Source organism: Aquimarina rhodophyticola, assembly GCF_042434915.1.
GTDB lineage: Bacteria > Bacteroidota > Bacteroidia > Flavobacteriales > Flavobacteriaceae > Aquimarina.
The window spans coordinates 3,513,681-3,538,232 of the sequence record NZ_CP170198.1 but is presented as its reverse complement, the minus strand read 5'-3'; the positions used below and the strand labels follow the sequence as shown (position 1 = coordinate 3,538,232).

Genomic DNA, 24,552 nt, shown 5'->3' with positions numbered 1-24,552 from the left:
CACCCAATCATTTTAATTCAAAATTTATGAAAAAAATTTTAGTTCCTATATTAGTCATTGCTGGTATCGCGATGGTTTTGTATTTTTTATTCGCTGGACGCTATAACAAAGCTGTTACGTTAAAAGAGGATGCCAAAACAGCTTGGTCAAATGTTGAGAGTGCTTACCAAAGGAGGAATGATTTGATTGGAAACCTAGTAAAGACAGTACAAGGAGCTGCCGATTTTGAACGAACCACTTTAACCGAAGTTATACAAGCGAGAGCAAAAGCTACATCGGTTACTATTGATCCAACCAATATTACTCCAGACCAATTGCAACAATTTCAACAAGCACAGAGTGGTTTATCTTCTGCTCTCTCGCGATTATTAGTTTCTGTAGAACGTTATCCTGACCTTAAGGCAAATCAAAATTTTATGAATTTGCAAACACAATTAGAAGGAACAGAGAATCGTATAAATGTAGAACGTAATCGTTACAATCAACAAGTAGGTGAATTTAATAAATACATCAAAATTTTTCCTAATAATATCATTTTGAGCATATTTGGAAGTTTTGATGAAATGGCACGTTTTGAAGCAGATGCTGGTTCGGAAAACGCTCCTGATGTAGATTTTGATTTTAAATAAAGAAATGTCAAAAACAGAACGATTTTTAACTGCTGATCAAGAAAAGCGTATTGTCGAAGCTATACGAATAGCAGAAAAAACCACCTCTGGTGAAATAAGAGTACATCTCGAAGAATCGACCAAGCTTGATCCTATTGAGCGAGCCAAAGAAGTTTTTCATCTTCTTAAAATGGATTTAACTGAACTCCATAATGGTGTGCTAATCTATGTAGCAATTGCAGATAGAAACTTTGTTATTTATGGCGATCAAGGTATTAATGACGTCGTTCCCTCGGATTTTTGGGAGGCGACTAGGGATGTTATTTTATTGCATTTTAAGAAGGAAGATTTTACTCAAGGTTTAATTGACGGTATCCTATTAGCAGGTAAACAACTACAAGAGCATTTTCCTTGGGATCAAAACGATACCAACGAGCTCTCTAATGAAATTTCTATAGGATAAATGCAACAAACTGTAACTACTTTACAACTTTTACTTTTTAGCCTTTTGGGATTCCTCATTGGGAGTTGCGCATATGCTCAACGAGATATACCTCCCATTCCAAAAACACAAACTGCAGTTTATGACGAGGCCCAACTACTTACTGCGAACGAGGCCTCACAACTCGAACAAAAGCTTGTGCGTTATGCCGACACTACGTCTACGCAACTTGTTGTTGCCACGATCCTTAGCCTTGAAGGAGAGAACATAGGTTTGTATGCTGCCGAATGGGCGCATGCCTGGGGAATAGGGCAAGAAAAAGAAGACAACGGTGTACTTATTCTAGTTGCAAAGAATGAACGTAAGATATGGATTACTACGGGATATGGTGTCGAAGAAAAGTTGACCGATTTTACTACTAAAACAATTATAGATCAAATTATTACGCCTCAATTTAAAAACGGTAACTTTTATACTGGTTTAGATCTAGGAACTACAGCTATCTTTCAAGTACTGGATGGCACTTTTAAAGGGAGTAACAAAAGAAAGGGTTCGCCAGATTTTCCAATTGCTCAAGTTGTAATTTTGTTCTTTGTTTTCTTAATGATCATAAGAGCTATAGCCAAAAGTAACAAAGGAGGAAAAGGAGGTGGTAACAGTGGCCATCGTTCTGCAACCGGAAGTATTTTGGACGCTATTATTTTAAGCAGTCTTGGTCGTGGGGGATTTGGCAGCGGTAGCGGAGGTTTTGGCGGAAGCTCTGGTGGTGGTTTTGGTGGTGGCTTCGGCGGTGGCGGATTTGGTGGAGGTGGTGCCGGTGGTAGCTGGTAAATACTCCCAATAAATTTCAATCTAAAACTTATAAAAACACGCATTTTGTCTTTAATGCGTGTTTAAATATACTCTTACTAAACATCTAAGCTACTTTAACAGGTGCTTTATAATACGCTTGCTTAAAAATATTAAATGCAGTGTGTGCGCCTTTTACTGCTTCATTAATAGCTTTATCTGTAAACTTATTTGCTTCTATGATTGCACAAAAAGATTTCCATCTGGCAACATGTGCTTTATTGTCTCCTCCAAAAAAATGATGCTCGTTAATTGTACTTAGAGCATTACAATGAGGTAACTGTTTACTAATCATCATTCCTCCTAACATAGAACCTTCGATAACATATAACATTCCTATAAGTTGCATTTGAGAAGGAATCTCTGTTAATGTTAATACATTAACTTCGCTCTCGGTTCTAATTTGTGCTAAATCTTTTCTTAGGGCTTCAGATTTTTTCATGGATACAAAACTTTGCATATCAGAAGGCAATAGTGTCGTATGATCGCTAATATACTTTTCTATTGTCAAGTACGCACATAGATTTTCTAGTAATAAATTTTTATAAGCTGTCACATTAATCGTATGATTCATAATCAATCCAGCATCATTTAACCGCTCAACTTCTTGATGTAACGCAGCGGTTTTCTCTTTAAGAATCTTCAGCATCATATTTTGTTTTCAATTTAAATAGGTCTTCTTTAATTTTACTAATACTTTCTTTGTGAATTTGATTCTCTTCAAAAGAATTTTTAAGAAATTCTTCGATAATCGCAACAGCTTCTTTACTCTCGTCAATACGTCTTTTTGCAGAGTTACGTACCGCACTATTTTTATCTACAGCTTGAAAATACGGGAGCAACTTACTGTGTAAATTTGCCATATCCTTCTTCAAAATATATCCTGAGGCGCCATTGAGTATTGTATTAGCTGCTAATTCTTCGTTATTAATTGAGCCTGTTACAAAAATAAAGGTAGTTGCTGGCGAACTATTTCGAATTAATTCTAACACTTCCATTCCGGTACATCTAGGAAGGTTGTAATCACACAAAATAATATCAGGTGTAAAAACACGTAATTTAGCTTCAATTTCACTAAGATCAATAGCTGTCTGGATTACTGTATTAGAGGCTATTTTGTCAATCTGCCTTTTAATAAGAAATACATCTGTATCATTATCTTCAATCAGCAGAATTTTAATTTCATTCTTTATCATGATACATCTTATTAAACTGTAGCCAGTATGTAACTATGGTCTGCATAGTTTTTTTTAAATTTAGATAATTTTTGGGTTTCTCCAAATAACTGTTTGCCCCATTTTGATAGGCGTTCTGAAGATCTTTATCCTCGACAGAAGAACTGATTATGATTGTAGGAATATGCTTGGTTCTACTATTATTTTTAATTTCTTTTAAAACCTCCACACCACTCATACCCTCGAGTTTATTATCCAATAAAATTAACTTTGGAAGATTATAAGTGACCTCAATGGACTCAAACCACTCTAATAGGTGTTCTCCAGTTCTAAAATGTCTTAGTTGATACTCCTCAAGATTTTTTTCAAATATTCGTTCTACTAATACAACATCGCTAGGATTATCCTCGACATAAAGTACGTAATTACTATTCATTTTATATTACTGCTCTTTTTTAAGTTGGAAGTAAAAGGTAGTTCCTTGATTTAAGATACTTTTTACCTCTATAAAACCATCATGTTTTTCTATCGCACGTTTTACAATAGCCAAACCAATACCTGATCCCTCAAACTCTTTACCTACTAAACGATGAAAAACTCCAAAAATTCTTTCTTTGTGTTTCTCGTCAAAACCTATACCATTATCCTTTACAAAATAAGCTGATTTTTTAGTATCATATCCTATCGATATCTCTGGTGTTTTTTTATCTGTTGTATACTTTAATGCATTTCCTATTAAATTACTTAATATTTGAAACGTCATAGCCGTATCACCATAGGCATCGGGAATATCGTCTTGTAGTTTAATAATAGCATGAGGGTACGTAATTGCAGGTTGTATAAAATTTAATACATCTCTAACCACATTTTTCATTGAAAATGTATTAAAATTAACCTGTTTTTGGCTAAGGCCCGAAAAAGAAAGTATATCATCGATTAATTCGTTCATCTTACTCGTTGAATTAATAATGGTGCGAATGGCATTTTTTCCATACTCATCTAACTGCTCAAAATAATCTTCTTTAATTATTTGAGCAAAACCGTCGATCCCACGTAGAGGTGCTCTCAAATCATGCGAAACGCTGTAGCTAAAAGCTTGTAACTCTTTATAGGCTTGTTCCAAATTTTTATTCAATAATTGCACTTCTTCATATTTTTGCACAATAATTTCAGAAATATTACTTTTCAGTGCCTTAATAGCAGCGATCTCGTTATCGGTCCAAGGTGATGAGCTACCTGATAATTCTTCAGACCATTTCTCAAATGATTTTCTTGGACTTAATCTTGCCTCGCTGTCGATTAAAACTGATTTATTAGGGTTACCTCCCCAATTTACAGTCTTTGGCTTCTCTGGTTTAAACCATATAATATAATTTTTATCAATTTTTGAAATGGATATTTGCAAGACACCAGAGACTACTTCTTGATAGGTTTTTGCTAGTGGGTATACCTCACAGAGATGCTCGGTATAAAAAATATCCTCTTTGGTTTGCTCTGCCATCCAAGCACTTAAGTGTTGTACAAATTCTTTTGAAGGAGTTTTACCAATTAATTTTATATCACCATCGATAATTATGGCACCTCCGGTGGCCTCTGCAATATCTAACATCGTGACTTTATGATCACAAAGTCCCGAGACAATATCCCATTTAAGACTCATTTGTGCCACTAGTTTATTACGAACGACATTGGCACTATTTATTTTAAGCAACTCTATATTAGAAGATTTCATCCCTAATTGACTAGAAAAAACCTCTGTTAAAAATTTGCATGAAAGTCTTTGCTGATAATTAATAAACTTAGGACTATAGTGGTGGCAGGCTATCAATCCCCACAATGTATCATTAAAAACTATAGCAGCTGTCAAAGTCGCCCCAACTTTCATATTCGTCAAGTACTCTATATGGATTGGTGACACAGCTCTAAGTTCTGATCGACTCAAATCTAAGGGTTGTTTAAGCCTAGGATCCAGTTGCGGTAAAACATCAACAGGAGTAGATGCCACATCTGCAATTATACGAACTCCCTGTTTTAAAAAAAGTTTACGAGCTTGTTGCGGAATATCGGAGGCGGGATAATGTAAACCCAACCAACTTTCCAAATGTTCTTCTTTGGCTTCAGAAACTACTTCGCCGTTCCACTGCGGATCAAATTTGTAAATCATGACGCGATCATAACCTAAAAAATCTCTTATCAAATCTGCTGCTTTATCACACATTTGCAGGTCGGTCTCAGTCCTTCCCAACTCTGTAATGATACTAGTCATTTGCTGTTGATAAAATATTTGCGGAATCTGGACACCTACTGGTTCTAATTCTACAATAAGCCTATCATCATTCTTATGAATAATAGCTATATATGCTGTCTCGCCAATGTGTCCATCCAGCGGAAATGATTGTTCGAGTGTATAATTATCTTGTATAAATTGTATGGTAGAAGGCTCAAAAAGCTGAGATAAATTTTGGACAGCTTGTTTTTGCAAACCCAAGATTTCATTAATATTTTCGCTATACTGAAGGATTTCTAAAGTTATTGGATCACAACTTAACAATACCCCGTGGTTTTGAACTTTTCCCAAAATATGAATAGGTTCTTTATCACAATTGTTTAAATCCACCTTGCGTGGATATAATGTCGATGGACTTGCCATATGCTATGTTTATTCCTTAATTTTAAAATAAAATGTACTTCCTACTCCTACTTTTGAATCAACCCATATTTTACCATCATGTAGCTTAACAATTTTTTCGCAATGTGCTAATCCCACTCCAGTTCCTTCATAATCTTCATCGGTTGGAACTCGGTTAAAAATGGTAAAAATAGAATCAAGATCCTTTTCTTCCATACCAATACCATTATCGGTAATAGAAAAAATATGATAGCCATTATCTTTGAATGCATTGATACGAATATCGGGTGCGACATCTTTTTTACAATATTTAATAGCATTCCCGATTAAATTTTGAAATAAAAGTCTCAATTCTACCTTAAGACCTTTGACAACAGGCAGTTTTCCCGAGTGAATAGAAGCTCCACATTCTTGTATTCTTTTACCAAGATCATATTTTACGATCTCTACTAATTCTTTGGTATCAACACGAGTCATTTTTAAATCTCTTCCTATACGACTGTGCTCTAACAAGGCTTTTATTTGATCACTTAAACGACCCGAGGCACTATGAATATATTCAACATATTCTTTTGCCTTTGGATCCAAAGAATCGCTAAATTTTTTACTCAAAATATCACTTCCAAATCTTATAGTACCAAGAGGTTCTTGTAGATCATGAGAACATATAGATACGAACTGTTCTAAATCCTTATTTGCTCGCTCTAATTCTGCCTTTTGTTCTTCTATTTTTTCTTGCTTTTTCTTTAAGTCAGAAATATTAACTAAAGTAGATCGACTGTGAGTAATGTTACCTTTTTCATCACGTACTGCTTCAGAATTTAAAATTACTGGTATCTTTTTACCTTCTTTAGTCAAAAGTATCATCTCTTCACTTTCAACTTTCCCAGTTTTTCTAAATTGCTCTAACAATTTGACCACTTTTACTTGATAATCTGGTGCGTAAATATCGATTATTGGCATGCCTATTACCTCTTTTTTTTCTGCATACCCAAGGGTTTTAATCATCAGTTTGTTGCAATCAATAATTACACCTGTTGTGCTATTTACGCTTATGTGCATAACAGGATCCTCTTCATAAAAGGTCTTGAACTTTTCTTCACTTTTGCGAAGTTTCTCTTGAGATTTATGTACGGTAGTAATATCAATAAAAGTAATAACCACTCCATCTGTTTTCCCAATAGAATTTATGAAGGGTGATATCCTTTGAATAAAGAAACGATCTGTTTTGCTTGAGATTCTTTTTTCAAAAATAGTCCCCGTTTCCATTACCTTTTTGGCATTATCAATCAACGTTTTGCGTCGAGTAATACCAAAATTTGATATGAAATTTTCGATTGGTCGTCCTATATCGCGTTTTACAAAATTAAAATGCTCCTTGATTTCTGGAGTAAACTTTCTGATAGTTAATTCTCTATCCAAGAAAATGGTTCCGATTTTGGTGCTATTAAGCAGGTTATCCATATCGGCATTAAGATGTGCTAGATCATCTACTTTTTGAATATGCTCTGCATTAACCGTGTGTAACTCTTCATTCACACTCTGCAACTCTTCATTCGTACTTTGAAGTTCTTCGTTAGAAGCTAACAGCTCTTCATTAGCTGCCTGTAATTCTTCATTACTTGTTTCGGTTTCTTCTATCGAACTTTTAAGTTCTTCTCTTGCTTCTTCAAGCTCTTCTTCTAGATCTTGTATTCGTTTATTGGATGTTTTCTCTGCATTTGCTTTTTCGACTAAAACTGTATCATCATTTCTTACATCATGTTCAAATAAAGTTACAACAAAGGTGGTTGTGATCTCGACATTCTTCTTAATCAAAGGCTTGACCATTACATCGATCATCTTAGGAGCCTCCTCTTTATCGATCAATACATCTTTATAAAAATATTCGGAGTTTGATCGCATCGCCTTTCTAACCGAGGTAGATACCGCTATTTTTAAATCCTCGGAAAGCATATGGAGTAAGTTTACCGAAAAACCCTGGCTTGGAAAAGTTGCGTATTTATAAAATTCACCCTGTGCATCGATGATATTAAAATTCTCATCAATGTGAATACTTGCTGCTCCAAATTGTTTTAAAACAGCTTTACTAATTTCGTTAATAAAAGCATTCTCTGGCTCCTTATTAATTGAGCCAAATTTTGAATTAATCTTAAATATTGGTGTTTTATGCCTATCGCTAGATGATTTTAACACCTCTGTTCTCAAGCGTGTTGAGGCTTCAATATTTCGATAAATTTTCCACTTACGATTAATCTCTTCAAAATATTGCTTTTGATTTCCTAGACTCTCGCTTGTACCTAACAATAAAACTCCATTAAACTTGAGAGCATAGTGCAGCACATGTAATGCGTTATTTTGTACTGAATTTTGAAGGTAAATTAACAGATTACGGCAAACTACCATGTCCATATTATTAAAAGGAGGATCTTTAATAATATTGTGGTTCGAAAAAATCACATGTTTTCTTACTCGATCTTTGACCGTGTATTGATCATCCTCTTTTCTAAAATATTCTTGTAAGCGTTCTGCAGAGACATCTGCAGCAATACCACTGTCGTATTTTGCATTACTTGCTATATCCAAATGATATTGTGAAATATCTGTCGCAAAAATCTTTAGGTCAATCTTTTTATTTTGTTTTTTGATTTCTTCTAAGAAAACAATGGCTAGCGAATAAGTTTCTTCTCCTGTGCTACATCCTACATCCCATATTTTTAAAACCTCTCCGTCAAATTTTTGACGAACTAAATCAGGAACTACTTCACTTTCTAAAATATCCCATACTTTAAGATCTCTAAAAAACTTGGTAACCCCTATAAGAAATTCTTTGTGCAAAATTTGAATTTCTTCGGGATGCGCTTTTAAATACGCCAAATAATCGGATAAAGAGTCTGCTTTGATTATCTTAATACGTCTAGCCATACGACGAACTAGCGTAGGTTTTTTATATAAACTAAAGTCTAAATCTGTGCTTTTTTTGAGTAATAATAAAATGTCCTGTAAAATCTTTTCATCATACTCCATCTCATCATCTTCTGGAGCAATTACCGTTGGAGTTTTAAAATAATTATCAATTTCACTTATCATTTGTTGCACAGGCAAAATAAAATCCACGGCACCGGTATTGATCGCGCTCTCTGGCATTCCATCAAAGTTTGCCTGCTCGGGTTGCTGTACGATGACAATACCTCCTTGTTCTTTGATTGAAAGGATACCTCTTGAACCGTCACTTCCTGTTCCACTTAATACAATACCAACACAATTTTCCTTATAATGCTCGGCCATTGATTCAAAAAACATATCAATAGGAAGATTTAGTGTTTTGCCTTTGGGCTTCTCTATTAAAACAAAATGATCGTTTTGAATAATAAGATTTTTGGTAGGCGGAATCATATAAATATGTTCCGATTTAATTAAGGAATCATTACTGATTTCTACTATTGGAATTTTGGTATTTTTGGATAATAATTCACCCATCAAACTTTTGTGATCGGGTGACAAATGCTGAATAATTACAAAAGTATATTTACTATGTTCGGGGGTATTATCAAAAAAACTGCTTAAAGCTTGCAGCCCCCCTGCACTAGCACCAACTGCTACCACAATATTATTCTTACTTACGTTACTCACTTTACCCCTTAATTAATATTAATAGTATTAAAAATATAATGGATAATGTTATTCCTATTAAAAAAAGGTTTTTTACATGGAAATAACATCAAACACCGCCCTAAAGTACTAGATTCCGCATAAAATTTCATTTTTATTTAGAAATTTTATGTTAAATTTAAGAAGGGTTAAAGTTCAATTATGGGGCTTATGAATTTTAACTTTCTTTATTTTTTTCTGAAATAAACTGCTACGGGAACACCTGTAAAATCAAATTGATTGCGCAATTGATTTTCAAGATAACGTTTATACGGTTCACGTATGTATTGTGGTAAATTGCAAAAGAAAGCAAATTGTGGTTGCGGTGTTGGCAATTGCATACAATACTTTATTTTAACATATTTACCCTTATACGCTGGTGGTGGATTACGCTCAATAATAGGTAACATTGTATCATTCATGACACTCGTTTTGATCTTTTTGGAGCGATTCTTATATACCTCGACTGCAGTCTCAATTGCTTTAAACAGTCGTTGTTTTGTAAGTACCGATATAAATACAATAGGAACATCGGTAAAAGGAGCGATTTCTTGACGTATATGTTTTTCAAAATCTTTGAGAGTATTACTTTCCTTATTTTCGACCAAATCCCATTTATTTACAAGAATAACTATCCCTTTGCGATTGCGTTCTGCCAACCAAAAAATGTTTTGAACTTGTGAATCAAACCCACGAGTAGCGTCTACAACCAACAAACAAACATCACAATGCTCTATGGCGCGTACTGATCGCATTACAGAATAGAATTCTAAATCTTCTTTAACTTTGGCTTTACGTCGTATCCCTGCGGTATCAACAAGATTAAACTCAAATCCATAACGATTGTATTTGGTATCAATAGCATCACGTGTGGTCCCCGCAATATCGGTAACGATATAACGATCTTCTCCAATTAATGCATTGATAAAAGAAGATTTACCTGCATTAGGCCGTCCTACTACTGCAAAACGTGGCAACTCTGATGTTGTCTCTTCTTCAACCTCTGGTAATGCTTCAATCAATGCGTCCAGTAATTCTCCAGTTCCGCTTCCATTAATACTTGCTATGGTGTAAAATTCTCCTAGTCCCAAGGAATAGAACTCTACAGCATCTGTTTCACGTTGTCCGTTATCAACTTTATTGACCGCCAAAAAGACTGGTTTGTCTACTTTGCGCAACAAATTAGCTACATCTTCATCCATACCGGTCACTCCAGACTCTACATCAACCATAAAAATAATGGCGTCTGCCTCTTCAATCGCGAGTTCTACTTGCTTGTCAATTTGTTCTTCAAAGACATCATCACTTCCTTTAACATATCCACCGGTATCGATCAATGAAAATTCTTTTCCGTTCCAATCACTTTTGCCATAATGACGATCCCGTGTCACTCCGCTCACTGCATCTACAATAGCTTCGCGTCGCTGTATCAATCTATTAAAAAAAGTAGATTTACCTACATTTGGTCTACCTACAATGGCTACAATATTACTCATAGAATTTTTTCTAAACTTTTTGCAAAATTAGCCTTTTTATTTTTGGTAAGCTATTATTGATGTATTTGTATTTTACATCACTTAAAAAAGAAGTGAAAAATAAAAAAGACTTGCGTACTTAAAGCTAAGTCTTTTTCATATTGTTTTCCAAAAAATTGAAGTTGATTTATTTATTATACCCAAAACGTTTGAGCTGCCGTTCGTTACTACGCCAGTTTTTGTTTACTTTTACGTAGAGTTCTATGTGTATTTGTTTTCCGAAGAATTTCTCTAATTCTTTACGCGCTTCCATACCTACACGCTTAAGAGCAGCCCCTTTATGTCCGATAATAATTCCTTTTTGGGAATCCCGTTCTACCATAATCACGGATCGAATTCTTATAATTTCTTCTTCTTCAAAAAACTCTTCAGTCTCGATCTCAACTGCATAGGGAATTTCTTTCTTATAATGCAGTAGGATCTTTTCACGAATCGCTTCATTTACAAAAAAACGTTCGGGCTTATCTGTTAACTGATCTTTTGGATAAAAAGCTGGAGATAGTGGTAATAATTCTACAATACGACCAAAAACCTCTTTTACATTAAAATTTTCTAGCGCACTAATAGGATAAATTTCGGCATTAGGAACTTTTAGAGACCAAAATTTCATCTGTTCTTCTAATTGTTCTTGATTTGATTTATCTATTTTATTCAATAATAATAAGACTGGAATCTTTGCATTTGTAATTTTGGCAAAAAAGGCGTCATCTTTAAGATCTTTCTCGCCAATTTCAACCATATAGATGAGTACATCGGCGTCTTCAAAAGCAGACTTTACAAAGTCCATCATCGAAGCTTGCAATTGATATGCGGGCTTGATAATACCTGGTGTATCTGATAAAATGACCTGAAAATCATCGCCATTTACTATCCCCAAAATACGATGTCTTGTCGTTTGGGCTTTTGAAGTTATTATAGATAAACGCTCTCCTACAAAAGAATTCATCAACGTTGATTTACCTACATTTGGATTTCCTATAATATTTACAAAACCAGCTTTGTGTGACATATAATTTATTTATGGTACAAAGTTACTCAAAAATTACGCGAGTACCCGTTAACAATTATCTAAAACCATTCGTCTACAGAAAAAGGTCATTGGTCTACATAAATATGTCTTTAAAAGTATTGGATGCTTGGTGTGCAAAAAATGGATGATCTTTATATCTCCACAGATATTTAACAACTAAAAGTATATACAATGAATCTTAGGGTTTTACTAATTGAAGATGATGAAATTGAGAGAATGAAGCTTTCTCGAGTTATCGATAAGAATAATTTTGAACATAAACTTATTGAGGCTAAAAATGGAGAAGAAGCCTTAAAAATTCTTTATGACACTACTAGTTTACCCAACATAATTTTCTTAGATTTAAACATGCCAAAAATGAATGGCTTAGAGTTTTTGAAAATTCTTAAGAGTGACAACCGGCTTAAGTACTTGCCAGTAGTGATCTTAAGCACTTCTAACAATCATAAAGATTTAAAAGAATGTTATGAAGTTGGGATCGCTGGTTACATTACTAAGCCTTTGAAATATGAAGATTATACTGCCAAAATCATTGCTTTATTAAACTATTGGAGTATAAATGAATTTACTAGAGGATAATTTTATGAACTAAATATTTACTAATTATGAAGGGAATTGTATTTACAGAATTTTTAGAATTGGTTGAAGAAAAATTTGGTCTAGAAACCGTTGATAAGATTATTGTAAACTCTGACCTTCCCTCTGGAGGTGCTTATACCGCAATTGGTACTTATAGTTTTTCTGAGATGCTAAGCTTGCTTACTAACCTTAGCGAACTTACTGATTTGAGTATCGATGCACTTTTATTAACATATGCAGAACATTTCTTTTCTGTATTAGCGACTAGCTACCCAGGTCTTATCGAGCAATATACCGACCCAATAGAGCTCCTATCGTCTATAGAAAACCACATCCACGTAGAGGTGCAAAAAATCTATCCAGAAGCAGAATTGCCTAGTTTTGAAGTACTAGAAAAAAATACAGAAAAATTGGTTATGATTTATAGTTCCAGTCGGGCAATGTACAGCTTTGGATTAGGACTTATGCAAAAAACCTTTGAACATTTTGATACCAAAGCCGATATCAAATTAGAAAAACTAAAATCTGACGGAACCAAAGTTAAATTTAGTATTACAAAAATACATGGATAAGCATGGATATAGAAATACTACAACGTGCTTTGCAAAGAGAAAAGCACGCACGAAAACAAGCTGAAAAAATTCTTGAAGATAAATCCAGAGAGCTCTATACCAGAACACAAGAACTAAAAAAAGTAAATGCACAATTAGAAGATGTGCTTATTGAAAAGAAATCTGAATTAAAGGGTGTTTTTGACAATCTTGTAGATGCCTACGTTCTAATTGATGTTTTTGGAAATGCCATTAAATTTAATGATGCAGCTAAAAAATTGTTTGGCTACGATATTGACAAAGAAACCCTAAATGTTACTTCTTTAATTTATAAAGGGGAGCACACGTACGCTCTAGAATCCTTTAAAACACTTGTTAAACAAGGCTCATTTAGTGATTATACTGCAAGGGTACACACCAAAAACAATGGTGTACGTTGGGTACATATCAATGCCAGTATAATAACAAACAAAGATGGAATTGCTATTGGTGCACAAGGCATTGTAAAAGATATTACAGAGCAATTGCGTATTGAAGAAGAAAATAAAAAACTCGTACACGATTTAGAAAAAAATAATATAGAACTAAAAGAATACGCGCATATAGTTTCTCATGATTTAAAATCTCCCTTACGTAGTATTAACGCTTTAGTCAATTGGATTGAAGAAGATTATAGCCAAGATTTTGACGAAACAGGTAAAAATCATCTTACAATGATTAATAAAACTGTAAGTAAAATGGAAATGCTTATTGACGGTATTCTTACATATTCCAGTGCCGGTAATGAAACTAATTTACAACATATAGAAGTTAATATTAATGAGACAATTAACGATATATTAAGCACCATTTACATCCCAGATCATATAACCGTTCACTGTTTACAACCATTACCTACCATCAACGCTGATAAAATAAGGATTCAACAATTATTTCAAAATATTATAAGCAATGCAGTAAACTACATTGATAAGCCTCAAGGAATTATTGAAATTGATTATGAAGATCATAACAACTATTATATCTTTAAAATAAAAGATAATGGCATAGGCATTCAAAAAGAATACCATGAAAAGATTTTTAAAATATTTCAGTCTCTTGGTGATCATGAAAACTCAACTGGAATTGGTCTATCCATTGTAAAGAAAATTGTAGCATTATACAATGGCAAAATTTGGCTAGAAAGTAAACCAGGTATAGGCACCACATTTTTTTTCAGTTTAACCAAAACCCAAAACAATGATCATTAAACAATATAAAAAACTCAAAAACGAATCTTTGGCAGATGCTTTACAAGAACCACAGCACCTTAACAACCCTCTGGTCTTAGTTTTTGGTAACCGCTTTACGTTAGAAGATCCTTTGCTTTACAATCAATTAAGAAACTTCTTCCCCAATGGATCTATTGTTTTTGGGTCATCTGCTGGTGAAATTATGGGTAACCGCGTATATGATGATTCTCTAACAATAACGGCTATTGAATTTGAAAAAAGTAGGTATGAGGTAGTACGAGAGAACATATTAGATCACGATAAGAATACAAAAATTTTAGGAGAGCGTTTGGGTCAAAAAATGCCAAAAAAAGGTCTTCGACATATATTTATTCTATCCGAAGGTAGTTTTATAAACGGCTCCTCACTCATTGAGGGTTTAGAACTCTCTAATCAAGAGACTCGTATCACAGGAGGTTTGTGTGGTGATGATGCACGGTTCGAAAAAACGATGGCTAGTTATAACGAGTCCCCAAAACAGGGTGAAGTAATAGCTATAGGATTGTATGGTGAAACTCTAGAAATAACCCATGCACAGTATGGAGGATGGAAACCTTTTGGCCCAGAACGGATCGTAACAAAGTCTAAGGCCAATATTTTATACGAATTAGATAACTTCCCAGCCTTAGATTTATATAAGAGATATTTGGGAGAAAAATCCAAAGAATTACCACAAGCAGCTTTATTATATCCCTTAAGAGTAAAGACCAGTACAAAAAAGGAATCGTTTGTTAGAACTATATTATCGATTGACGATAGCAGTAATACTATGATACTCGCAGGTGATGTACCCGAAGGAGCAACTGTTCAATTAATGATGGCTAGTATTGATAATATTGCCGATGGAGCCTTAAAAGCGGCCGAGATTGGAATGCTACAAAGAAAAACTACACCAGAACTTGCTATAGTGGTTAGTTGTATAGGTCGAAAGCTAGTAATGGATCAAAGAGTTGAAGAAGAAATAGAAGAAGTCATTGAAGTCATAGGAGACAAAGCTACGGTATGCGGATTTTATTCTTATGGAGAATTAGCTCCTTTTAACACTCAACAATCATGTGAATTACACAATCAAACAATGACTTTAACTCTTATCAGTGAATAACATGAATTCTCTTCTAGCACGTCAAATTCGAAAGTTACTAAAAGACACCGAAACAGTCGAGATACAAAGCTTTCTTGAAGCAATTAATCGATCTTATGAAAATTTTGAAGACCAAATAGCTATGTTACACAGAGCTATGACCATAAGTTCACAAGAGCTCTATGATGCTAATATGCAGTTGAAATCTGAAGCAAATGAACAAAGAAAAGTAATTGATAGTCTTAAAAGTATTTCTAGCTTACTCGAATATACTAAGGTCACCACAAGCGATGGTGAGTCGCCATCAAAAGAGTTATCAGGAATTGAACTTGCTAACTTAATAAAGAAACAAGCTACCCAAATTGCAGAGGGAGAAGTGCAAAAAAATAAAATCTTAAAAGAACTTGAAAGAAGTAACCAAGAATTAAGAGATTATGCACATGTGGTTTCTCATGACCTAAAATCACCGTTACGAACTATAAACACCTTGATCAATTGGATACAACAAGATGCTATAGATAGTCTGGATAAAAACACTCAAAAAAATCTTTCTCTCATTAACGATAATGTCGAGAAAATGGACAATTTAATTAATGGAATTTTGGAATACTCGGTTATTGATAAAAAGAAAAATATTACTGACCCCGTTGATTTGAATAATTTGGTTTCAGAAATTTTAAGTTTAACTCATATTCCAAATCATATTGAGATTAAAACCTTAACCAAACTACCTAAAATTAAAGCTGATCCTGCTCGATTAAAACAAGTTTTTGAAAATTTGATAACCAATGCTATTACTAGTATCGATAAATCCAAAGGTATCATCACAATCACCTCAAATACGTCTGAAAATTTTTATAATTTTAGTATCACAGATAATGGCAAAGGTATTCCAGCAAAATATCATACTAAAATATTTGAAATTTTTCAAAGCCTAGAAAACTCAAAAAAATCTACTGGTATTGGTTTGTCAATCGTCAAAAAGGTTATTGATTATTACCAAGGTGAAATCTCAATAGAATCAACGCCAACCGTAGGCACAACCTTTAATTTTTCATTAAAAAAAACCTATGATTGAACAACCCAATTTGAATTATATAAAGCAACTAGCAGATGATTCTGAAGCATTTGAGCAAAAACTAATCGCTGTTATACAAAGAGAGTTTCCCGAAGAACGCACCATCTTTCTAGAAAATTTTAAAAACAAGAAGTTTTCCCAAGCTGCAGAAAATGTGCATAAATTAAAACACAAAATTGGAATGCTTGGGTTCGATGATGGATATGAACTCACAGTAGCATTTGAAGAGGATCTAAAATCAAATATCACGCAATTATATCCAAAATTTTTACTTATTTTAGAAGCTATAGATAAATTTCTTAAAACTTTATAAAAGCCTACCTGTATGAATAGTATTATAATTGATGATGAAGAAACTGCTCGCCTTATCCTTCAACAATTAAGTACTCATGTAGAGGATTTACATGTGGTACAAGAATTTCCTAATGCTATCCAAGCAATTAAGTACTTAAATCAAAATGATATAGATCTGATTTTTTTGGACATCCATATGCCTGATTTTACTGGATTTGATTTTATTCAGACACTTAAGAACCCTCCAAATATAATCTTGACCACCTCAGACAAAAATTTTGCACTTGAAGCTTTTGAGTACGATTGTATCATCGACTATTTAGTCAAGCCAATTGATCTTCCACGGTTTTTAAAAGCTGTTCAAAAAGCGAACCTCCCAAAACCTAAAAACGTTACCAACACACCTGAAACCTCTTCACAAGAGGACCCCTCTGCAAACGATTTATACATAAATATTGATCGAAGACTTATAAAAATAGACATCCCTACAATTACCGTTATTCAAGCAAAAGGTGATTATATTACCTTAAAAACCGATAATCAAAAGTATACAGTACACTCAACCCTTAAAAAAATCGAAGACAAACTTCCAGATGATTTATTTCTTAAAATTCATCGTTCGTACATTATCAATATCAAAAAAATTATTGATATCGAAGACAATAGTGTGTTGATAGCCAAAGATGTAATACCTGTGAGTCGCTCTAATCGACCCGAATTAATGAAAAGACTCAATCTATTATAATTCAAATTACCTCTTAAATTTACCACTCGTCGACAGTAACTTTTTACTCGTCGAATTCTAGCTAAGTACATAAGTCTTTAGGGCTAAGTTTACACCAACAAACTTAAATACTACATGCTATGAGACTATTTCTACTTTTATCACTCATTATTGTTGCACACTATGCCAACGGACAAGACTACAACTATCTAGGCGAATACACGAGCGAAGGAGTTCCTTTATATCTTGATGAAAGCGATACAGTTTCTCAAGAAACGTTAGATTTAATTGCTAATGCTTTGCCAGAAGGATTTCCTGTTCCAACCTATAACCCGCATTACATCACCTCTGGTTATGATACAGATATTGTATTAAATGATTTTGCTGATGTATGGGTAACTTTTGTAGGTGAAGGAGCTGGATACCGCAATGTTCTTGGTTTCTATACATATGACACCAGATTACCAATGCCCGCGGCGATAACTCCTCAAGATATTACCATAATTTTTCCAAATGTTTCGGCAAAATATAGTGGTGGTGGATTAGAGATAGGTCATAAAGTAAAGATTGGTAGCTTTGGCCCTAATACGGGTATAGGATGGGTACTTCTCGCAAATGCTTGGTCCAATGGTAGTGTTGGTGATGGTTTATGGAAATTATACTCAAATCCCGACTACAATCCAGAAAGCATCGCGCAATTGCGCAATCATAATGTATTATTAGCAGATCCAGAAAATGAAAGAATCATTCTTGGTTTTGAAGATATTAGAAGGGATTACGGCTCATGTGATCAAGATTTTAATGACGCGTTATTTTATATCACTGCAAATCCATACAGTGCTATACAAACAGAAAATTTTGTAGACGTAGCGAGTGCAACAAATGTTAGTTCGGCAAATGATGGAGGACTCGAAAGTAATGGTGACTTGGCATCATTGATAGCAAAAAGAAATTTTGAACGCTCCAAAAAAAATTCGGCACGCAATACTAAACAACTACAAAAATCATTCTCTTCGACTACAAAAGCAGCGCTATCAAGAGGACAACGAGCGTTAAGCAAGTATTTTCCAGAAACTGGTGCATTTGGAACAGAGTCAACCTATATGTCTAGTCCAAATGATCTTTTAAACATCACTAACGCTACTCAGGTTTTTTCTGCAGATTATTACCAAAATGATAGCCGTGTAGGTGCAGCTTTGGCAACAAAAACATCGGGAACTGTTTATAATCATACAAAAACCATATGTGATCGTTTAAATGGATCCGAAATCGATGATGTAAGAACTATAACTATCAAAAATCAAAAATTAATTAATACCACTATTAAAAGAGCAAATGGAGAAATTGAAAACACTGTCCACTTTTCTATAAAATTAAATGCAACTCATAACGAATTATATAGTATGTGGAATATCGATCAATATCCCACGGGAGATTATATTAATTTCCAAATATGGGGTAGCTCTATTCCACAAGTTGCAGCAATAGTAAATCATGTAATCGATACCTTTTCGGAAGAAAAAGCTTTGCTTAACACCAAAAGTACCAATGCACTGCCTGAAATTATAGTAAAGAGCGGAAGCTACAACAAAGGATTCCTTACCCTAAACGTTATTAACAAAGCGGCAACTACCCAACTTGTATTTAATGGTAATAAAAGAAGTACTGAACTTTCTCCTGAAGAAACTATACATAAGACCATTTCTTTAACTGGTGCTTATGAAGAAACTGTACGCATCGATACTGGATATTTATTTGATATTGGGTTTTCAGTTCAGGGCATTACTACTACTACCTTGGATGCACTTTACTTGGCCGATGGTCCTTGGGGAATCGATTATGTAGAGAGAGGTGTTATCATTGATAGCTTAAAAATAGATAGAACTAATGTCGATCGAGATACTACAAAGTATGCAATTGAACGGAGCATTAGTGTTGTAGGAGAGGTTAAAGAAACCATTAACGTTTTTAGAAATATACATGCAGGCGAACTACTTTTTGACGCTTCTGATTATAACTATATTACATTTGAGATGTTCTCGTATAATGATGTTGAAGTTATCCTAGTGACTGATGACTTAAAGGACTGGAATGATCGCTTACGTCTTACAATCCCAGCATCCAAAGAGAAAAGAACCCATACAATTTCTATTGACGATTTTAAAAATTTTAAAAACAGTAGTAACGGAAGTCGTTTAATTAGATCCGTAGTATTCTCTATTCAAGGTGATTATCAAAATTATAAAGCTTTTGAAATCACGTTACACAACATGGCTTTTCTTAAAAATAAAAAAATTGACACTGCACCATTGACAAATGAAATAGATGTAGAAGAAATGTCTGAAACACCTCGATTAGAAGAGCTGGCGGTATCAGAAATAGCATTAGCATCTGAAACTTCACGTGTTAAAAACTATCCTAATCCCGCAATTGATCATACTACTATCCAACTACCAACAAAAAAACGTTTACTAACAATAACAATTGTAGATATGCTTGGACGAATTGTTTATTACGAACCATTAAACAAAACCGTGGCCCAAGATACTATTACTGTTACAACACAGACTTTAAAAACAGGTTTATACCATTATATCATACAAACAGAAAACAATGTACTGTTTAAAAATAGCTTCATGGTTATTAACAGATAAAAATAGGTTTAAGTAGGTTGAAAAGCGGCGGGATACTATATTATTTCGCTGCTTTTTTTTCAATTTCTTCGATCCTTTTATTAAAAATAGGCTGTTTTAAAAATTGCCAAAGTACTTTAAAACCAACTTCGGTAAATCTAAAACCAGCAGCAGTAGCTGAAGCTATATTACTATAATTACTGTAAATACTAGCCTCAAGTCGATCAGTAAATTTATATCCTATTTTAGCTGAAGCTCTAAATGTTGAAGAAGCAGGGTCATCTTCAATATATTGTATACCTGCAGCAGTGCTAATATTGTAAAATAATTTTTGTTTAGAATCACTTAAAAGTTCTAGAAAAACTTCTCCTACATTAAATTTTGACGGACTAAAATAAATAGTTGGCACTTGATTTTTAAACGAGATGTATTGGTAGTTAATCCCTCCTTTTAAAATAGGTTTTTTAAAAAAAGTATAATACAGAGACGTAAACAATAAATCTCTCGTATTATTATCAGTTTGAGTGGTATGTATAAGTTGGGTATACCATCCCAAATTAAAGTTAGTCCCTACATTATACGTCAAGTAATAGTTATTCATTATAATTTGCTGATCGATAAGATCGGCATTAAAACTTTGTAGCTCACGATTGTACCCAATTGCCAAATTGAGCAACTTTAAAGGTTTCAACGTGACTTCTGCTTTGGCAGTTACCTCATCATATGAAGTCGTAAAACTTTCAGAGGAGTTTAAACCTATTGAAGCTTGAAATTGAATAAACGAATTAAAACTATAATTGCTTCCAAACGTCAAATCATTTGATGTAGCTTCATTCTTGGTAATTGTATTTTTTGTATTACGGTATTGGTATGCTAGATTTGTTACCCACTTAGCAGTGATAGGAAATTTTGTTTGTACTGCAATTGCAAACGCTTCATTATTTCCATTATCAAAAGTTAAGCTTGTCTTCTTTTCAAGAGTTGGTGTATGTGCTTTTTTTAGTGTTGTAATGAGTTTGGTTGCATCTGGTTGTTTTGGATAATAATTTAATGTTTTATAGGCATACTCGTAAGCTTTCATATCTTGTTTTGTTGCTCTGTAAGCATTGGCTATCCCCAAATTTCCATCAAACGAACTTGGAGTAGTTTGCAAAATTTTGGAGTAACGATCTAAACTTGTTTTAAAATCACTTATATACATGCCTCGAGCAGCTTCTAGAGCCGTTATCCTAGGTTCTGAAGGAAACTCTATCGATAACTCTTTGAGTGTATTAGCTGCTTTTTTAAATTTTTGATTCCATAGCAATGCTTGTACATAACGTTCGTATGTAGAGAGATATAAGGTAGTATCACTTTTGATTTTTGCTGCTTTTGACAAAGCTTTCTCTACAATTCTCAATGCCGTTTTGTTCTTATCTTTTTTGTGTGCAACTAGTGAGAGCCCGTTTAAGGATACTATACTGTCTTTTGCATTTGTGGCTAGTGCCTCATATACCTTTTTAGCTTCATCAGGCTTATTAATATTTAAATAAATGGAAGCTCTTGTTAACTGAGAATCTTTATCATTAGGAAAATCCTCTAAATTTTTTTCCAATAGCACTAAGGCTTCGTTATAGTTTTTATCCTGAACCATTATACTTGAATACCCTAGTCTAATGTACTTTCTAGAAATCAATGCGTTAGAATTACCTTTTTGAATAGTCAAGGCTGTATTTACCGCTTCCAAAGCCTTAGCATATTGTTTGAGATTAGACAATGCATTGGCATATCCCAACATTGCGGGAAAACTAGTTGGTTGCTGTGCGATTAAGGTTTTATAAAATTTTTCAGCTTCAGTAAATCTTTTACTCCAAAGTAAAGATTCTGCATAGTTGAGCATTACTTCAAAATCCTGCGGAAAATCCTTTTTGAGTTCTTCAAAGAGTATAACTGCTTTTTCAGCCTTGCCTGAAAGACCAATGGATCGACCATAACATAATCGGGCAGTCTTGTTTGATGGATGCTCTTTTAAGACCTCAGCAAAAAAAACTTCTGCTTTTTGATATTGACCTGTTTCTAATAAATCGAATCCCTTTTCCATATCCTGTGCAAATAAGTGGGTGTATATCACAGAAAAAAACAGAAAGAATAAAAGTCGCATCATTAGGTTTTATAAAATTTTAAGAAACAACAATATACACAATCATTTATGTAACCAGCAATATTATTTTATTTAAAAAACTTCGAATCCAAACCACTCGTCTACAGAACACTCCTTCTGGTCGAATACGATGACCGTTTATAGCAGTATTTTATCATCTTTGAATCATAGAACAATATAAACCCAAAACATTATGGCACTTTCAATTACAAATACACAAGGAATTTTTGAAATCAACGGCAGCTTATTAGCTACTAACGTTAACTGTTTCGAATCTCATTTTACACAGCTTTTAAAAACAACCGAAAAGGTGATTGTATCTCTAGATAAATTACACGATATAGATGCGTATGCCGCTCAAATCGTAACAAAATTGTATAAGAAGGCAATCCAGAGTAATAAAATATTTTCTGTAATCGGAAAACAAAATAACGCCGTACAAGAAGTTTTTGGAGAGAACTCGTATGTACTACGCAATGATTATGTTTAATCTTAAAAACTGTTTTATGAGCCTGCAAATAATTAATAACAAAGGAGTTTACGAAATTTGTGGTAATTTAACCAGACAAAACCTCAGTTTAGTTCATGAAAAATTTTCACACTTACTCAATCATTATGAAGAGGTCGTTATGTCGCTTGATTTTATTGAGAAAATAGATAATTATGGACTTGAACTTTTAAAGAGTATACGATTAAAGGCATTACAACGAAGTAAAGTTTTGTTTGTATTGATTAAATCTAACAATCATTTGCTTGCCACATTAAAAAGAAGAAAATCGACTTATATTCTACGGGAGGATTATTAGCAAAAAAGGAATTAATTAGTTTCAATTATGCTACCTCGAATAGTAATTGTATTAAAATATTGCATTACATCTTAAACCTAAATTTAAACCTATGCCTATCGCTATAATTAAAAAAATTACCGAAGAACAACGATTTATGCTTAGCTGCGTACTTGTAAATGGTGGCAATTATTTATATAACTTAATTTTAGGTAGAATATTAGGTCCCTCACAATTTGCTGATGCCGCAGTTTTAATTACCTTTTTGCTTGTACTTTCTTTTGCAGCTATGACTTTTCAGCTTGCTACCGCTAAGTTTTCAGTACTATTTGACCAAACTCTACTTGATAATTTTATCAATTTAATTTTTAAAATATCCTTGATTTTGGGTACTATTTTTGGCATTTGCATTATCCTTTTTGCCAACGAGCTACAAGAGCTTTTTAATACACAATCGAGCCTACTCTTTACACTGTTTGGCTTAGGTGTTCCAATCTATTTTATAATGAGTGTAAATAGAGGTTTATTTCAAGGGAAGAAAAAATTTAACAAACTATCCCTGACTTATCAAAGTGAAATGGTAAGTAGATTACTCATAACCTTAGCCCTTATTTATATGCTTGGCATTACCTCACCACTGCCAATAGTTTTAGGTATTTTGGCCTCTTTTGTTATCGGTGTTTTTCCTCTTTCAAAACAAAAATTATTTTTTAGAAAAAAAGCAAAAATAGATTCTGTATCCAAAAAAATGATACGTAATTTTATTTTACTAACAGCTTTTTACGAACTAACTCAAATATTGATTAATAATAGTGATATCTTAATGGTAAAACATTATTTTGACTCACATCAAGCTGGATTATATGCGTCTCTAGCGCTCATTGGCAGGGTGGTTTATTTTGTAGCTTGGATGCTGGTTATGATGCTATTACCCAAAGTAATTCAGAAACAAAAAGATGGCGAAGCGCATCAAGGAATACTTCTTAACTACGTTTTTTACATTAGTTTACTAGCGCTTACTATTATTGCTGTATGCTACCTATTTCCAAATTTAGTAATCAATCTTATGTTTGGATCTGCTTATATAGAGATCGCACCGCTTTTATGGAAATACGCGTTGGCAACTTCCCTCTTTGCCATCTCTAATATATTTGCATATTACTTTTTATCACTAGACCAATATATACCAGTTATTTTATCGGGAATCTTGGGTATTGCACAGATAGTTCTTATCGTATTTTATCACGAAAGCTTGACACAGGTTGTCTTGATGCAAATAGTAGCAATGCTCGTACTTTTGATCGTGCAATTAATATTTTTTCTTAAGTACACTACTAATCAAAAGATTATATAATTTTAATTATATTTACTCTTCTCTTAATCAACATATAAGCTCCATTAAACTATAGCTTCTTGCACTCCGTCGAAAGTAAATTTTCACTCTACTGTAAAAGCTCATATTTGTATAAGCTAATATGTTAAACCTAAATCAAAAAC

22 protein-coding genes are annotated in these 24,552 nt (G+C 33.6%); 14 read left to right on the top strand and 8 right to left on the bottom strand.

What is annotated here, in order from left to right; all coding sequences use genetic code 11:
- The first annotated feature begins 26 nt into the window (after positions 1 to 26).
- Genes ACE939_RS15360 through ACE939_RS15350 form a run of 3 tightly spaced genes read left to right on the top strand, consistent with a single transcriptional unit; the run spans position 27 to position 1,881 of the window.
- Positions 27 to 629: a LemA family protein gene (locus ACE939_RS15360; RefSeq protein WP_378186583.1), complete on the top strand. Its 603-nt coding sequence runs from the start codon at positions 27 to 29 to the stop codon at positions 627 to 629.
- 4 nt (positions 630 to 633) lie between these two features.
- Positions 634 to 1,071: a TPM domain-containing protein gene (locus ACE939_RS15355; protein ID WP_378186581.1), complete on the top strand. Its 438-nt coding sequence runs from the start codon at positions 634 to 636 to the stop codon at positions 1,069 to 1,071.
- Positions 1,072 to 1,881, top strand: coding sequence for a TPM domain-containing protein (locus tag ACE939_RS15350; protein ID WP_378186579.1), 810 nt, complete (start codon positions 1,072 to 1,074; stop codon positions 1,879 to 1,881).
- Positions 1,882 to 1,966: 85 nt separating this feature from the next.
- Here ACE939_RS15350 and ACE939_RS15345 read toward each other — a convergent pair whose 3' ends face one another.
- The 7 genes from ACE939_RS15345 to era form a co-directional block, all read right to left on the bottom strand.
- Positions 1,967 to 2,548: a biliverdin-producing heme oxygenase gene (locus tag ACE939_RS15345; protein WP_378186577.1), complete on the bottom strand. Its 582-nt coding sequence runs from the start codon at positions 2,546 to 2,548 to the stop codon at positions 1,967 to 1,969.
- Positions 2,532 to 3,095 (bottom strand): response regulator, encoded by a 564-nt coding sequence (locus ACE939_RS15340; protein WP_378186574.1) that lies wholly within the window; start codon positions 3,093 to 3,095, stop codon positions 2,532 to 2,534. The genes ACE939_RS15345 and ACE939_RS15340 overlap by 17 nt, the downstream gene beginning before the upstream one ends.
- A complete protein-coding gene (locus ACE939_RS15335) occupies positions 3,082 to 3,510 on the bottom strand; it encodes a response regulator (protein WP_378186572.1) in 429 nt (142 codons plus the stop codon). Before ACE939_RS15335 ends, ACE939_RS15340 begins: the two co-directional genes overlap by 14 nt.
- Positions 3,511 to 3,516: 6 nt before the next feature.
- Positions 3,517 to 5,724, bottom strand: coding sequence for an ATP-binding protein (locus ACE939_RS15330; protein ID WP_378186570.1), 2,208 nt, complete (start codon positions 5,722 to 5,724; stop codon positions 3,517 to 3,519).
- A 9-nt stretch (positions 5,725 to 5,733) separates the two neighbouring features.
- The gene (locus ACE939_RS15325; protein WP_378186569.1) at positions 5,734 to 9,336 is read right to left on the bottom strand and encodes a chemotaxis protein CheB; all 3,603 of its coding nucleotides are present in this window, start codon (positions 9,334 to 9,336) and stop codon (positions 5,734 to 5,736) included.
- A gap of 206 nt (positions 9,337 to 9,542) precedes the next feature.
- Positions 9,543 to 10,850 carry a ribosome biogenesis GTPase Der gene (gene der, locus ACE939_RS15320; protein WP_378186568.1) on the bottom strand — a complete coding sequence of 436 codons (1,308 nt, stop codon included), beginning with the start codon at positions 10,848 to 10,850 and terminating at the stop codon, positions 9,543 to 9,545.
- 166 nt (positions 10,851 to 11,016) lie between these two features.
- A complete protein-coding gene (era, locus tag ACE939_RS15315; RefSeq protein WP_378186567.1) occupies positions 11,017 to 11,898 on the bottom strand; it encodes a GTPase Era in 882 nt (293 codons plus the stop codon).
- Positions 11,899 to 12,090: 192 nt separating this feature from the next.
- Between era and ACE939_RS15310 the strand changes: the two genes are divergently transcribed.
- From ACE939_RS15310 to ACE939_RS15275, 8 genes are all read left to right on the top strand, one after another.
- Positions 12,091 to 12,498 (top strand): response regulator, encoded by a 408-nt coding sequence (locus ACE939_RS15310; protein WP_378186565.1) that lies wholly within the window; start codon positions 12,091 to 12,093, stop codon positions 12,496 to 12,498.
- Between the two features lie 26 nt (positions 12,499 to 12,524).
- Positions 12,525 to 13,070, top strand: coding sequence for a heme NO-binding domain-containing protein (locus ACE939_RS15305; RefSeq protein WP_378186563.1), 546 nt, complete (start codon positions 12,525 to 12,527; stop codon positions 13,068 to 13,070).
- A 2-nt stretch (positions 13,071 to 13,072) separates the two neighbouring features.
- Positions 13,073 to 14,299, top strand: coding sequence for an ATP-binding protein (locus tag ACE939_RS15300; RefSeq protein ID WP_378186562.1), 1,227 nt, complete (start codon positions 13,073 to 13,075; stop codon positions 14,297 to 14,299).
- On the top strand, positions 14,289 to 15,422 hold the full coding sequence (locus tag ACE939_RS15295; RefSeq protein WP_378186560.1) for an FIST signal transduction protein: 1,134 nt from the start codon (positions 14,289 to 14,291) through the stop codon (positions 15,420 to 15,422). Before ACE939_RS15300 ends, ACE939_RS15295 begins: the two co-directional genes overlap by 11 nt.
- A 1-nt stretch (position 15,423) precedes the next feature.
- Entirely contained in the window at positions 15,424 to 16,479 is a 1,056-nt protein-coding gene (locus ACE939_RS15290) for an ATP-binding protein (protein ID WP_378186558.1), read from the top strand.
- Positions 16,472 to 16,792: an Hpt domain-containing protein gene (locus ACE939_RS15285; protein WP_378186555.1), complete on the top strand. Its 321-nt coding sequence runs from the start codon at positions 16,472 to 16,474 to the stop codon at positions 16,790 to 16,792. The genes ACE939_RS15290 and ACE939_RS15285 overlap by 8 nt, the downstream gene beginning before the upstream one ends.
- Before the next feature lie 12 nt (positions 16,793 to 16,804).
- Complete coding sequence (locus ACE939_RS15280) at positions 16,805 to 17,518, top strand: LytR/AlgR family response regulator transcription factor (RefSeq protein ID WP_378186554.1); 714 nt, start codon at positions 16,805 to 16,807, stop codon at positions 17,516 to 17,518.
- A gap of 119 nt (positions 17,519 to 17,637) precedes the next feature.
- Positions 17,638 to 20,151, top strand: coding sequence for a DUF4114 domain-containing protein (locus ACE939_RS15275; protein WP_378186553.1), 2,514 nt, complete (start codon positions 17,638 to 17,640; stop codon positions 20,149 to 20,151).
- 40 nt (positions 20,152 to 20,191) lie between these two features.
- On the opposite strand, the gene ACE939_RS15270 is transcribed toward ACE939_RS15275, so the two are convergent.
- Positions 20,192 to 22,210 carry a tetratricopeptide repeat protein gene (locus ACE939_RS15270; RefSeq protein ID WP_378186552.1) on the bottom strand — a complete coding sequence of 673 codons (2,019 nt, stop codon included), beginning with the start codon at positions 22,208 to 22,210 and terminating at the stop codon, positions 20,192 to 20,194.
- Between the two features lie 253 nt (positions 22,211 to 22,463).
- On the opposite strand from ACE939_RS15270, the gene ACE939_RS15265 reads away from it, so the two are divergent.
- The 3 genes from ACE939_RS15265 (at position 22,464) to ACE939_RS15255 (ending at position 24,409) form a co-directional block, all read left to right on the top strand.
- A complete protein-coding gene (locus ACE939_RS15265; protein ID WP_378186551.1) occupies positions 22,464 to 22,760 on the top strand; it encodes an STAS domain-containing protein in 297 nt (98 codons plus the stop codon).
- Between the two features lie 16 nt (positions 22,761 to 22,776).
- Positions 22,777 to 23,076 (top strand): hypothetical protein, encoded by a 300-nt coding sequence (locus ACE939_RS15260; protein ID WP_378186549.1) that lies wholly within the window; start codon positions 22,777 to 22,779, stop codon positions 23,074 to 23,076.
- Between the two features lie 91 nt (positions 23,077 to 23,167).
- Positions 23,168 to 24,409: an oligosaccharide flippase family protein gene (locus ACE939_RS15255; RefSeq protein ID WP_378186548.1), complete on the top strand. Its 1,242-nt coding sequence runs from the start codon at positions 23,168 to 23,170 to the stop codon at positions 24,407 to 24,409.
- Positions 24,410 to 24,552: the final 143 nt, after the last annotated feature.